This is a genomic window from Anaerolactibacter massiliensis, assembly GCF_900290205.1.
GTDB lineage: Bacteria > Bacillota_I > Bacilli_A > Erysipelotrichales > Erysipelotrichaceae > Bulleidia > Bulleidia intestinalis.
The window spans coordinates 583,726-597,065 of record NZ_OLMH01000001.1 but is presented as its reverse complement, the minus strand read 5'-3'; the positions used below and the strand labels follow the sequence as shown (position 1 = coordinate 597,065).

Here is a 13,340-nt window from a genome sequence, read left to right as displayed (position 1 = left end):
TCAGAATAATGGTGCCATCAGGTTCATGACGCCCCGCACCATGCGTACAATCAGATTCGTCTTCCGGCACTCTTCCAGTGTGACCTGATGGGAAACCTTCAAGGCTTCGTCAAACGACTCCCGGATCTGAATCACTTCCGGAGAATCATAGATCAGAATGCCATCCTCAAAATGCAGATAATAGCTGCGGTAGTCCGTATTCACCGAACCGACGACCGCCATCCGATCATCCGCGACAATGCTCTTGGTATGATTGAACCCCGGAGTATACTCATAGATCTCAATCCCCCTCCGGATCAGTTCCGTATAGTTGTGCCTCGTGATTGCAAATACCATCTTCTTATCCGGAATATGCGGAGTCAGAATCCGGACCTTCACGCCCTTTTCCGCAGCCAGGCACAAAGACGTCTTCATCGCATCATTCAGAATCAGATACGGCGTATTGATATCGATATAATCTTCTGCATTCTGCACGAGATTCAGGTGCATGCACAGGCCCACGTTCGCCTCATCTTTCGGCGTATCGCTGAACGGCTGGAAATACCCCTTCTGACCATGGAATGCTTCATTCGGCAGATGATATCTCGCATAATCCATCGTATCCGTATCCTTCTTCAGATAGCTGAACATTCCTAGAAACATCACTGCCATCGACCATACCGCCTCGCCGCGGATCATGATCGCATCATCCCGCCAGTAGCCGAATCTGCGGATCCGGTTTCCGTATTCATCTGCGAGATTCACCCCGCCCGTAAAACCGACCTGATTATCAATCACGCAGATCTTCCGATGATCCCGGTTATTCATCTGAATCAATAAAGCCGGCCTCAGCGTATTGAACCTGTAGGTCTCAATGCCCATCTCATTCAGCATGCGGTCATAATGCAGAGGAAGCGTGATGCAGCCGAAATCATCATAGATCAGCTTCACTTCCACGCCTTCTGCAGCCTTCTGCTTCAGCACTGTCAGCGTCTCATCCCACATGGATCCCTTATCGATGATGAAATACTCCAGGAAGATGAAGTGCTTTGCCTTCTTCAGCTCTTCCAGAAACACCGGAAACCACTTCTCTCCGCTTGGAAAATAGACCGCATCTGTATCCTGATACACCGGAAAACGACTCTCTCTCAATGCATAATTGAAGATATTATGAACCGCAGGATCCTTTTCTTTCAGTCCCTGCATGATACGATCATCCTGCTCCAGGAGATTCTTCATGCGGCTGCTTGCCTGCGTCGTGCCATTGGAAAGCTTCTTCGGCATCTTCCTGCCCGCTACCAGCAGATACAGCATGCATCCGAACAATGGCAGCACCAGAATCAGCACGCACCACGACATCTTATAAGAAGGATCTTCTTCCTGATTGATCACATAGATTGCCAGAATCACACCGAATATTTCCGTTGCCGGAATGACCTGAAAATAGATTGCAGTATTCCAGAGCCACGAAAACAGCAAAGCAATCTGCAGAGCAATCAGAGCGATAATCACCAGCAGCCGGCTGGTGAGAATCTTCAGCAGTTTCTTCATAATGCATTCATTATAGCAGACGGTACCGGTAGATGTTCTTCACGGTCTCCCCGCGCAGGTACAGCCAGTGATCCGGGGGTACATTCACCGTTCCTTCCAGGGTACCATTCAGCTTCTCAAGCGTCTTCCGGGAAGGAATATTATCCGGAGAACAGGTGATGATCAGCTCTTCCATGCCCTTCTGCTTTGCAACCTCAAACAGCAGCAGGCATGCCTGATATGCATAGCCATGTCCCCGGTAGACGGAAAGCACGTTATATCCGATATTTCCGGCATAATAAAGCTCTTCATTCATGCCATAGCGCAGATCGCATGATCCGACCCTGATATTCGTGCCATGGAGATAGATGCCGAACAGATCCGAAGGAACCATCTGATTGTATTTGCTGGCATCAACATGCTGATCAAGCATCAGATCCACGCATTTTCCCTCGACCCGCTTCGGCTTTCTGAAGAACCTTCCGAACATAAATCTATTATCTTCTTTTATGCCGGAATCCGGAATCAGAAATTCCCGCGCAGTCAGAAAAAGAGGATCCCTCAGGATCCTCAGTCAGCAGTATCTTCGATAATCTGTGCGTAGATGCCTCTAAGCTCTGCAATCTGATCTGAATTCAACTGGGAATTCTCATCCACAAGCGAGAAGCTGTCGACCAGGGACAGATGATGCCCCGTGATCTCTCCGTTCTTCACGCCGAGAAACAGCGGGATCTGGAAATTCGGAAGCTCTGCTCCATCCGGGTTTGCTTCATCCTTTTCCCATTCGATCCAGTCCAGATTCCGGCAGAGCTCATTCAGCTCTTCGGTGCTTACCGCATGTTCTGCATCATTGTTCAGACATACATAGTAAACCGTGACACCCATCTGCTTGGCCACATAATTGACCTGCGGAATCGCCCGCTGGCAGAACGGGCACCAGGTTGCACTGTACAGAATCAGACCGCTTCCGCCTTCTTCAATCAGCCGGGTTGCTTCTGTGAAGGTAATCTCCTTCAGAACCGGATCCGGATCTTCAAAGAACTGATAGCCGCTCAGATCAGGATTCTCATCCTTGATCGTGATCTCAATCGGACTCGTGATCGTCACCTGAGGATACACAGTCTCTGCAGAAGCAGACGCTGATGCAGAAGCAGCAGTTCCATCCGAAGACGAGCACCCGGCAAGCATGCAAGCCCCAAGAATCAGACCAGTCAGTTTTCTCATATTCTTCCTCATCTGCGAAATGGTAACACGAACCACCCTCCGCATCAAGGAAAAGAACCTTATTTCAGCTGGCGGATCTCGGTCTTCTCATAGAACGAATCAATCTTCTCACGGGTTGCAAGACCTTTGGAATATGCCGTTGCACTGCCGCAGCACGCACCGAACCGGAAAGAATCCAGCGGATCACCGGTACGCAGATAATTCATCAGGAAACCAGCCGTCAGGGAATCGCCTGTGCCGACCGTGCTCACCGCTTTCTCCTGGTGCACGACTTCGCAGGCAAATAAGCCCTGGCTGCAGGCAAGCAGCGCTTCTTTTGCAGAATCCATCAGCACCAGCACATGCTGAGCACCCTGCCTGCACATCGCTTCTGCTTCCGCCGCAGTCTCTTCCGGACTCAGCTTCCTGCCGAGCTCTGCTTCCAGTTCTGCCTGCGAGCGCTTGATCAGGAACGGGCCATCTGCCAGCACGTCCCGGATAATCTCCGCATTCGTATCGAGGCAGACCCGGACTTTGTCTTTCACCGCATTCTCCAGCATCGTATGAATATCGGAAGACAGATACTTCGGGCAGTTGCCCGCCAGGACAAAGTAATCTCCTTCATCCAGGCGTTCCATCTTCTTCATCAGGTTCTCCATATCGCTGCTTGTGATATACGGGCCAGCCGCATTCAGATCTGTCTCATCCTCCTGTCCGGTCAGCTTCACATTGATTCTAGTATTTCCATCGATATACGTGAAATTCGGCTGGATATACTCATACTTCTGCAGCAGCGTGATATAGAAATCACGCGTGAAGCCCCCGAGAAACCCGCAGGCCCTCGTCGGAATCTGCAGATTGTTCAGCACAATCGAGACATTGATTCCTTTGCCGCCAGCCTCATAGTATTCCAGCTGGCTCCGGTTCACCGAATCCGGCTGAACCGGTTTCTCAAACTCCATGTAATAATCCAGAGATGGATTCATCGTACATGTGCAGATCATTGAGATTACTCCTTTCCGGCAGCACGTTCTGCAATCCGCTGCACAAGCTTGGCAGCCAGATCCAGTTCTTCGAGAACGCAGTATTCATAGCGGCCATGGAAATTGCCGCCGCCATTGCCGAGATTCGGACACGGAAGACCGTGGAATGAGAGCTGTGCCCCGTCGGTTCCTCCGCGGATCGGCACATTCTCCGGCACAAGTCCGAGATCCTGGATCGACTTCCAGGCAATCTCAGATACTTCCGGATGCTTCGCCAGAACTTCTTTCATATTCCGGTACTGATCCGCAAAGGAGATTTCTGCCGTTCCGGCTCCGTATTCTGCATTGAAGAGATCGCAGACTTTCTGCATCAGATCCTTCTTATCCTGGATCTTCTTTGCATCATGATCCCGGAGAATATATTCCAGCTCCGCAGATTCCACATTTCCATGCATGCTGCAGAGATGGATGAATCCTTCTTTTCCTTCCGTATGTTCCGGCGTCATCGCCTCCGGAAGCGCTGCCGCAAACCGGCAGGCAATCTCGCCGGCATTGATCATGCGATCCTTCGCTTCCCCGGGATGAATCGAGAAGCCCCTGAAATGAACGACAGCAGACGCCGCATTGAACGTTTCATCGCTCATGATATTCACCGCATCGCCATCCATGGTATATGCAAAATCTGCACCCATCTTCTCAAAGTCGAAGTATTCCGGTCCTTCGCCGATCTCTTCATCCGGCGTGAACGCGACGCAGATCCTCCCGTGTTTCAGAGAAGGATTCTTCTGCCACTCTTCCAGGGCCTGCATGATGCATGCGATTCCTGCCTTGTCATCTGCCCCGAGCAGCGTATTGCCATCGGTCACCAGCAGTGTCTTTCCCTTCAGCTTCTTCATCTGCGGAAACAGCGCGACTCTCGTCACAATTTCCTCATTCAGGGCAATATCGCCACCATCATAATTCTCAATGATTCTCGGATTCACACCCGTTCCGGTGAAATCCGGAGCAGTATCCATATGCGCAATGAATCCGACTGCCGGTGCTTCATGATCCAGGTTGGATTCCAGGTGCGCATATACATAGCACTTGTCATCGCATGCTGCATCCTTCAGACCAAGTTCCTTCAGTTCTTCTACCAGGATCTCTGCCAGGGCAAACTCCTTGCTGGAAGAAGGATGTGTTCCCGACTTCGGATCAGATTGCGTATCCACTTTGCAGTAACGGATCAGTTTCTCTGCTGCGCTCATTTTCTATGCCTCTTGTCTTTCTATTCATATCTTCTGCAGTTTCATCTTCGAAAACGTGCAGTCAAAACTGGAATCTCCCGGACTGCATGCATAGATGCCAGCCTGAACCGGCACCGAACTGTCCGCAAAGTGCAGCCAGCGCATGTCGGAATAGACCTCTCCGTGAAAACTGTACTGGAACCTCACATTGCCATTCCAGTACAGAATTCTCAGATACAGCCACCGGATCCCTGCTCCAAGCTGGCGGCAGCTGCGATCTCCGTACCCGTCTTCATAGACGGTACAGGAAAGATCCAGGAATTCCTTCCTGCATTCTACTCCCGCTTTCGCCCAATGCGTATTATTACGTTTCAGAAAAAGTCCGCATTCTTCATCCAGATGCGTGAACTGATAGTCAATCTTCGTGGAGAACGAAAAGCACTCCATCTGGGGCAGAATCATCCCGCAGGCATCCGTGCTGTCATAAGAAAGCGAATGAAAGCTCGTGTAGGGCTGTGTCTCCAGGACAAGCCGATTATCTTCCAGAATATACAGTTCCGGTTTCCGGAACCATGTCAGTTCTCTCGGGCTGATCTCTCCATTCATAGCATTCAGTACATCTCAATATGCACGATTTTTCCGACCTTCTTCAGATTCTCTGCCATCTCTTTGATCAGAGCAATCTTCGCATTCAGTGAAATCGGCGAATATGCAATTGCATCATGCGCCGGATTGTCACTTAATCCTACCATGAAAGTGATGCCGCTGGCAGAAAGAAGCATCTTTGCAAGCATGGTTGCGCCATCGGTATCTTTCGACAGCATCAGTTCTTCCCGGAAACTGACATCGCCAGCCGCTTTTTCCAGATATCTGGCAACCTTCTGCAGCGTCAGAACACCCTCCGTGACGAGATCTATTCCTTCGATGAATCCCTTCGGGGGAACATCCGGCTTCATGCTCATGAGACCATCCGTGGTCAGTGCTCTGCCAGTCACCCTTGCAACGATCTGACTCGTCGTTCCGCCGCAGCAGGCCTTCTTGCCGGTTGCAGAAAGCAGCCGATGAACCACTTTCTCATCATCTTCCGGATGCGAAGGAGGACCGACCATCACAATTGTCTCAGTCAGCGGAATCACCCGCAGGCATACCGCCGTGGAATCATCTCCCGGCTTGCCGCCATAGAGATAATTCACATTCGCTAATAATAATCTCGTGGTCTCGCTTGCCGTATCATTCCGTCTGACCTGTTCCTGCAGGTATTCTTCTACTTCTTTCTGACCCCAGCCGAAATTCAGCGCCATGCCGACCCCGGCATGCAGCACGCCGTCGCTGAACACCACAAACCGGTCGCCCGGTTCTGCATGCATGCTGGAGACATAGATCTGACGCCCATTCATGACCATCTTCTCTCTGGCAATCCGGTAGATCTGATCATCCCGCATGATCACGACATCCGGGCCGTCAAACTCTGCAATATACGTATTCCCGTTAGAGAAGATCTGAACGATCGAAAATGTGGAATAGGCTATTCCTCTTTCCTGACACACCGGCAGTGTCGCCGTAATCGTCTCTACCGCATCTGCCAGTGCCATGCCGGAAACGATCATCTCGCTGATGATCGTGCTGGTCAGCGTGGAGAGAATATTCGCCTTCACGCCGCTTCCGAGCCCATCCGCTAAGACCATGACAAAACACTTCTCGCCCCGGCGGATCTGAACCCGGTCACCGCACAGTTCTTCTCCGTATTTATTCAGCGAGCGCCAGTAGGCATCAATGTAGATCAGATCCTCATTCATCTTCATCCATAGCCTGCTTCAGTTTCGTCAGGGCAACCTTCGATTTCGCAGTCGTTTCACCGAGCAGACTCGCAATTTCCTGAACGGTGCGCATCTGTTCATCAATTACCTGCGAAGTTACTTCCATCGTTCTTTCACGCATGTTGCGCAGCTGCTTTTCCTTGGCATCTTCCTGGGTGCGATCCATCAGGATCACAACCGTATAAGACTGACCCTGCACTTTCACAATCGCATGATCAATCAGCTTATGATAGCCCTCATACCAGATCCGGATATATTCCGTCTTGCGTCCGGTCGAACGGATCAGCCGCTCCAGGGCATCATCTGGCAGCACTGCCGATACCGGCATTCCGGTCGGATTCACCATATCAAGATCCAGCATCTTTCTCGCACTGGGATTCATCTCCCGCACATTCAGATCCTTGTCAAGAACCACGATGCCATTCGGCGTATTCTCGATCACGACATTGGAAAGAGACTCTGCCCTCTCCAGTGCCCCCGGCAGACAGATCTTCGGATCTGCTTTGCCATCCAGCACCGCAATCGCCTTTGCCCGGCATGTCTCATAGCCGCACGCGCCGCAGTCATGGATCTTGTCCGCAGACGTCTTGCCCATCACAATCAGCTCATCCTGGATCTCTTCTTCGGTATGAACCGGCCGGTAGATATGTTCCGCTTTCCACGTTGCATCCAGAGAGAACGGCAGCTCCCCCGGACCGATCCGCTTCTGCACATCGACATTGTCCCGGATCACGCTCTGGCCAAGCCATTCATTATGCTTGAAATGAGAAAGCAGAGGTCCGCCGATGCAGGATCCCTCGCAGGCACTCACCTCAAAGAAATAACCCGAAAGCGTTCCATCCCGCATCGCTTCCAGGACCTTGCGGATTCTCGGAACTCCTTCCACATTTACGTAATGATATTTCTCGCTCTTCTCCATCGTAGCGATGATGCCGCCAGGCGTCGGATATAATCTTGAAATCGAGCCGGTGAAATTCTCCCAGGCAGTCTTCTCTTCTTCCTTCAGACTGCTCTCTACCCAGTTCAGCACTTCTTCCATGCTGATGCAGGCATCTACCGCACCCGCAAAACGAGCATCCTGGATCTCTTTATACTTGGCAATGCATGGCGAAAGGAATATGACCTTCGCATGCGGATGTTTCTCACGGATCAGGCGGCCATGCGCAATCAGCGGCGAAACCACCGGAGCCATGTACTGCGTCAGATCTCCGTATTCTTTTTCGATCAGATTATTGATTGCCGGGCAGGCAGTCGAGATGATATTCTTCATCTCTCCTTTTTCTGCCAGGTTTGCATAAGCACGGCTGACCAGCGCAGCACCGCGGGCCGTCTCTTCCACTTCTGAAAATCCTCTTGCCTTCAGCAGCGCGATCAGATCATTCAACTGCGGCCAGACTGCCGCAAAGCTCGGGGCCGCACTTAAAATGACTTCTTCCCCGTCATTCAGCCACTTCTTTACGCGACCGAGTTCACTCAGAACTTCCTTCGCATCATGAGGACATACACTGTAGCATCTTCCGCACAGGATGCATTCCTCTTCCACGATGGCAGGCATCTGATGGATGTATGTCATTGCATTCGTCGGACATGCCCGCACACAGCGCATGCAATTATGGCACTGCGCTTCTTCCAGACGAATGAAGTGACCCGTGCTCATGACAGAGCTTCCGTGATTTCCTTCTTCAGGACTTCCTTCGCATTCTCAGCAGTCACCTGCTCCAGCTGTTTTCCGTTTACCCGGATGCCGAGACCGAGGTGATTCTGGCAGGCCTTCATGCAGAAGGAACCTTTGACGGCAACTTCATCTTCCCAGCCGTTCTCCTTGATCAGTTCATTCAGGGTCTGGACTACCTGGCTGCTGCCCTTCACATAGCAGGCACTCCCGATGCAAATCTCCACGTTCACCATAATTGATCTGTCCTCCAAGCTCAGAATTTATGAGTCACATCCATGTCGACCTGATCGAAGTCGTAGATTTCCATGGATTTCGCAATTGTCTTCTTATCGGTCTTCATATTTTCCTTCATCATGCGTCCCTTGACCTGCATCGGATCAGAAATGCATGCCGGTCCGGCAATACAGCCGCCCGGGCAGCACATTCCTTCCAGGATATCCTGCTGGAACTTGCCGGCTTTGATCAGCATCAGCTGCTTCTTGCACTCCATCGCACCATTGGCAAGATAAGTCGTGTACGGACCATCTCCGGCTTCCTTCGCGGCTTCTGCGACTGCTGCCGCAACACCTCCGGTCGCCGCAAAGTTGCGTCCGTAATTGGAAGGATAATCCTTCAGTTCCTCAGCCGGAATCTCAGCAGGATTGATCTGTCTGGAAATCAGGAGCGCTGCCAGCTCTTCATACGTCAGCACATAGTCAACCGGCGTATTCTCGCTCATCGCTTCCTGCTTCTTGGCCAGGCACGGGCCGATGAATACGATGCCATGATCCGGATGTTCCTGCTTCAGCTTGCGCGCAATTGCCATCATAGGCGTCACAGTCGTGCTCTTGTTATTCTTGTACTGCTCCGGGAAATGAATCTTCAGCATGTTGACAAAGCCCGGGCAGCACGAAGTCGTCATCGGAAGACCTTTTTCCTTATGTTCCTTCAGCTCCGCTGCTTCAAACTTTGCCACCGCATCGGCACCGATCGCAACTTCATAGCACTTCTCGAAGCCGAGCTTCTCGATGGCCTTCATGATCTGGGCAAGAGAGGTATTTTCAAACTGGCCCTGGATCGACGGAGCCACAATGGCATAGCATGGCGTCTTCATCTTCAGCAGCTGCACCACCGGAACAACCCAGGAAATATCTTCAATAGCACCGAATGGGCAGGCTCCTTCGCACTGACCGCAGTTGATGCACTTGTTCTCATCGATGACAGCGATATTATGCTTGTCCCAGCTGATTGCCTGAACCGGGCAGTGCGCATAGCACGGCCGCTCCGTCACGACAATCGCATTATACGGGCAGGCTCTTGCACAGGCACCGCACTCCTTGCACATGGAATAATCAATCTCAGAACGCGTCGTTCCGATATGCATCGCGCCGAAATGGCAGGCAGCCACGCAGCTCTTCGCCATGCAGCGGCGGCAGTTATCCGTCACGCGGATCTTCTTGATCGTGCATCCGTCGCAGGCCGCATCGATCACCTGGACAATCTGCCTCGGATTGTATTCAGCCGCGTCATTTGCCATCTTGCCCTCCGCAAGACGGATCCGCTGACGCAGCACTTCACGTTCCTTATAGACACAGCAGCGCACTCGCGGCGTATCCATAGATACGAGCTTCTTTCCGTAATCCCGGATTGCTTTCTCGTCCACCTGGCCAGTCTCATAGACCTGCTTGCATAACTGAACCAGAATATCGAACTTGAACTGTCTGGAATCGTTACTGAACATGTTCTCCATAGAATAGATCTTCCTCCCCTTCGATCACTCACTCCGGCTTCTTCAGAGTCCGGAAGCTGTGCTCATACTGCATTCCGTACTCCACCTGCTTCAGCGTATTTTCATCAGCAATCTGCTTCAGAATGCTGCGGGCAAACTCAATCGTCGCACCCATGCCGCGGCCGGTAATCAGATTGCCATCCGTGACCGCCAGTTCCATCTCATAAGTGCCTCCGAAGCCAGCTTCCTCAAAACCAGGGAAACACGTATAATGCCGGCCCTTCAGAATTCCCAGATGTCCCAGGATCGAGGGCGCCGCACAGATCGCACACGTCAGCTTTCCTGCTTCAAAGTGCGCTTTCAGAGCATTTATAAGAACCTGACAGTTCTCCAGATTCTTGGTTCCGACCTTTCCGCCCGGAAGAATCAGCACATCATAATCTTCCGGAAGGAATTCCATCAGAACCATATCTGCCTTCATCGTCACGCCATGTGAGGAATGCACTTCCAGATCATCCGTAATGGAAATCATATCTGCCGGAACGCTGCCTCTTCTCAGCATGTCCACGGTAATCAATGCTTCGCAGTCTTCAAATCCATCCGCAAGAAAAATCGCACATCTCATGTGTATCACTTTTCCCTTCTGTTTGTAAAAATTATAACATTCCGGACGAATTCTTACTTAGCAGGATTCAATTGCCGCTCCGATTCAGATATTCGCTCAGCACCATGAGCCCGTATTCTTCAGTATGCGGATCGGCAGTAAAGGTCAGTCTCAGATGATGTTCACAGTCAAAACAGCTTCCCGGCACGAAAAAGACACCGCTTTCCTCAAGCAGGTCCTGAGCCAGCTTCGGGCTCGGAATATCTGCTTCATAGTGCAGAAAACTGACCGTTCCATAATCCGGCATCACCAGCGAAGCCTTAGGTTCTTTCTTCAGCCATGTCTTCACCACTGCTTTGCACGCAGAAATCCGCTTTCTGCTTCTGGAAAGCAGGAAATCCCGGTTCAGCAATGCAAGATAGCCAAGCGTATCCGCCAGCGGACCCGTGGAAATCATCGAATAATCCCGGCGCACATTGATCAGATGAATCAGCTTCTCCGGCCCTCTGACCCATCCGAGCCTCAGTCCGGCAAGCGAAAAGAGCTTGGAAAGAGAAGATGTCGAGATTCCGTATTCATAGACATCCGCGACACTCTGCATTTCCGGATCCCGGTACACTTCATCGCACAGAATCCACGACTGATGCTTTCTGCACAGCGAAAGGAGCTCTGAAAAGAGCTCCGGTTTCAGTACAGAACCGGTCGGGTTATTCGGCATATTCAGAATGACCATCTTCACCGGCTTTTCAAAAGCACTCTGAAGATCTGAGCCATCCGGCTGCCAGCCGGAAGCTTCTGAAAGAGGAAGCACTGCCACTTCGCAGCCAAGCGAACGCGGAACATCCTCGAACTGCTGGTAGGAAGGCGTGAAAGTCACAACCCGATCGCCCGGTTCCAGCAGCGTATGCATGACAAGCTCATTTGCCTGCAGACACCCATCCGCAAGCGTGATCTGATCAATCGTACCAGAAGAATAAAGCTTCAGGATTTCATTCCGCAGACGTTCATCTCCGGGAATCACGCCATAATCCAGCGTGACCGAATCCAGCAGATGATGATGGTCGAATCCCATCAGTTCCGGAAAGGAAAGCGGCGCAGCACACGTATCCGTCATGTTGCATACAGCCTGCCTCTCGTAGTCATTCATCCACTGTTCCGTCTTGAAATCCGGAAGCTTCATACAATCTCCTTCAGACAGCTTCAGTCATACAGGACTTTCGAAAGGAAATCCTTTGCCCGTTCCGACTCCGGATGGGTGAAAAATGCCTGTGACGTATTCTGTTCCACAATCTCCCCGTTATCCAGGAAGACAACACGATTGCCGACCTTGCGGGCAAACCCCATCTCATGGGTTACCACCAGCATGGTCATGCCCTGTGCTCCGAGGTCCTTCATGACCTCAAGCACTTCCTTGATCATCTCCGGGTCCAGAGCCGAAGTCGGTTCATCAAACAGCATGACTTCAGGATTCATGCACAGCGCCCGGGCAATCGCAACCCTCTGCTGCTGACCTCCGGAGAGCTTGGAAGGATATGCATCCCGCTTGGACTCCAGACCGACTTTCTTCAGATATTCCATGGCCAGTGCTTCTGCTTCTGCAGCTGATTTTCCTGCCACGCTCATCGGGGCAAGCATGCAGTTCTGAAGCACGGTCTTATTCGCAAACAAATTGAAGTGCTGGAAGACAAAGCCCATCTTCTTGCGCTGAGCAGCATATTTCTGCTTGTCTGCACGATTCATGACTTCGCCATCCAGATAGATGGTTCCGCTTTCCGGAGTCTCCAGTCCATGAATGCACCGGCAGAGCGTGCTCTTGCCGGAACCGGATGGCCCGATCAGGCATACGATATCGCCATCATTGATTTCCAGATTGATATCTTTTAATGCTTTCAGTTCTCCGAACGATTTGTTCAGATGTTCTACCTTAATCTTACTCACTGACTGCAAGCCTCCTCTCCAGCTTCTTCGAGAAATAAGAGGTGATCACGGTCATGATCAGATACAGAACACCAGCCAGGATCAGCGGATCCAGATAGTCATAGTACTTCTTGCCGAGCACCTGCGCCCGGTACAGAAGTTCCAGTGCACCGATATTGGAAATCAGCGAGCTGTCCTTGATCAGCGTGATGAACTCTGAGACAAGCGGCGGGATGATATGCCGGAATGCCTGCGGAAGAATGATTTCCTTCATCATGGTTCCATAGCTGATGCCAAGCGTCTCGCACGCTTCCCACTGACCTTTGTCAACACCCTGGATTCCGGAACGGATCAGTTCAGTCTGATATGCCCCTGAGTTGAACGACAGGGACAGAAGTCCGACCAGATACGGATCTGCGCTCATGCGCGTTCCCGTGATCCGCTGATAGAGAACCGGCACGCCGAGATAGAAGAACAGGATCTGCAGCAGCATCGGGGTTCCCCGAAATAGCTCCACATAAACATTTGCGATCACATGGAGCACCTTGGAATGCGACAGCTTGGCCGCTGCCAGCAGAATGCCGATCACACAGCCGATTGCCACAGAACCAAGCGCCAGCAGCAGGCTGACTCCTGCTCCCTGAACCAGGAATGTCAGATTCTCTGAAGTAAAGATATCAGACATGAACTCGCTCCTT

Annotated in this window: 14 protein-coding genes; all 14 read right to left on the bottom strand. The window is 51.5% G+C overall.

Annotation, left to right across the window (positions count from 1 at the left end; translation table 11 throughout):
• The 14 genes from cls to C7E00_RS02985 all read right to left on the bottom strand — a co-directional run bounded on the left by cls (nucleotide 1) and on the right by C7E00_RS02985 (nucleotide 13,327).
• Entirely contained in the window at nucleotides 1-1,530 is a 1,530-nt protein-coding gene (gene cls / locus C7E00_RS03050; RefSeq protein WP_105302869.1) for a cardiolipin synthase, read from the bottom strand.
• 10 nt (nucleotides 1,531-1,540) lie between these two features.
• On the bottom strand, nucleotides 1,541-1,999 hold the full coding sequence (locus C7E00_RS03045) for a GNAT family N-acetyltransferase (protein ID WP_105302868.1): 459 nt from the start codon (nucleotides 1,997-1,999) through the stop codon (nucleotides 1,541-1,543).
• Between the two features lie 80 nt (nucleotides 2,000-2,079).
• Complete coding sequence (locus C7E00_RS03040; protein ID WP_105302867.1) at nucleotides 2,080-2,733, bottom strand: TlpA family protein disulfide reductase; 654 nt, start codon at nucleotides 2,731-2,733, stop codon at nucleotides 2,080-2,082.
• Between the two features lie 59 nt (nucleotides 2,734-2,792).
• Nucleotides 2,793-3,716 carry a 1-phosphofructokinase family hexose kinase gene (locus tag C7E00_RS03035; protein WP_105302866.1) on the bottom strand — a complete coding sequence of 308 codons (924 nt, stop codon included), beginning with the start codon at nucleotides 3,714-3,716 and terminating at the stop codon, nucleotides 2,793-2,795.
• A gap of 5 nt (nucleotides 3,717-3,721) precedes the next feature.
• Nucleotides 3,722-4,942: a peptidase T gene (pepT, locus tag C7E00_RS03030; RefSeq protein ID WP_105302865.1), complete on the bottom strand. Its 1,221-nt coding sequence runs from the start codon at nucleotides 4,940-4,942 to the stop codon at nucleotides 3,722-3,724.
• A gap of 24 nt (nucleotides 4,943-4,966) precedes the next feature.
• The gene (locus tag C7E00_RS03025) at nucleotides 4,967-5,527 is read right to left on the bottom strand and encodes a DUF1349 domain-containing protein (RefSeq protein ID WP_105302864.1); all 561 of its coding nucleotides are present in this window, start codon (nucleotides 5,525-5,527) and stop codon (nucleotides 4,967-4,969) included.
• Nucleotides 5,528-5,532: 5 nt separating this feature from the next.
• Nucleotides 5,533-6,723, bottom strand: a complete 1,191-nt coding sequence (locus C7E00_RS03020) for a SpoIIE family protein phosphatase (protein WP_105302863.1) — start codon at nucleotides 6,721-6,723, stop codon at nucleotides 5,533-5,535.
• The gene (locus C7E00_RS03015) at nucleotides 6,710-8,395 is read right to left on the bottom strand and encodes a [Fe-Fe] hydrogenase large subunit C-terminal domain-containing protein (RefSeq protein ID WP_105302862.1); all 1,686 of its coding nucleotides are present in this window, start codon (nucleotides 8,393-8,395) and stop codon (nucleotides 6,710-6,712) included. Before C7E00_RS03015 ends, C7E00_RS03020 begins: the two co-directional genes overlap by 14 nt.
• A complete protein-coding gene (locus C7E00_RS03010; protein ID WP_105302861.1) occupies nucleotides 8,392-8,646 on the bottom strand; it encodes a (2Fe-2S) ferredoxin domain-containing protein in 255 nt (84 codons plus the stop codon). The genes C7E00_RS03015 and C7E00_RS03010 overlap by 4 nt, the downstream gene beginning before the upstream one ends.
• Before the next feature lie 20 nt (nucleotides 8,647-8,666).
• Complete coding sequence (locus C7E00_RS03005) at nucleotides 8,667-10,142, bottom strand: monomeric [FeFe] hydrogenase (protein WP_105302860.1); 1,476 nt, start codon at nucleotides 10,140-10,142, stop codon at nucleotides 8,667-8,669.
• Between the two features lie 28 nt (nucleotides 10,143-10,170).
• Nucleotides 10,171-10,746 carry a DJ-1 family glyoxalase III gene (locus tag C7E00_RS03000; RefSeq protein ID WP_105302859.1) on the bottom strand — a complete coding sequence of 192 codons (576 nt, stop codon included), beginning with the start codon at nucleotides 10,744-10,746 and terminating at the stop codon, nucleotides 10,171-10,173.
• A 67-nt stretch (nucleotides 10,747-10,813) separates the two neighbouring features.
• A complete protein-coding gene (locus C7E00_RS02995; RefSeq protein WP_105302858.1) occupies nucleotides 10,814-11,905 on the bottom strand; it encodes an aminotransferase class I/II-fold pyridoxal phosphate-dependent enzyme in 1,092 nt (363 codons plus the stop codon).
• Between the two features lie 20 nt (nucleotides 11,906-11,925).
• Nucleotides 11,926-12,663, bottom strand: a complete 738-nt coding sequence (locus C7E00_RS02990) for an amino acid ABC transporter ATP-binding protein (RefSeq protein WP_239928522.1) — start codon at nucleotides 12,661-12,663, stop codon at nucleotides 11,926-11,928.
• Nucleotides 12,656-13,327 (bottom strand): amino acid ABC transporter permease, encoded by a 672-nt coding sequence (locus tag C7E00_RS02985; protein WP_105302857.1) that lies wholly within the window; start codon nucleotides 13,325-13,327, stop codon nucleotides 12,656-12,658. The genes C7E00_RS02990 and C7E00_RS02985 overlap by 8 nt, the downstream gene beginning before the upstream one ends.
• Nucleotides 13,328-13,340 lie beyond the last annotated feature (13 nt).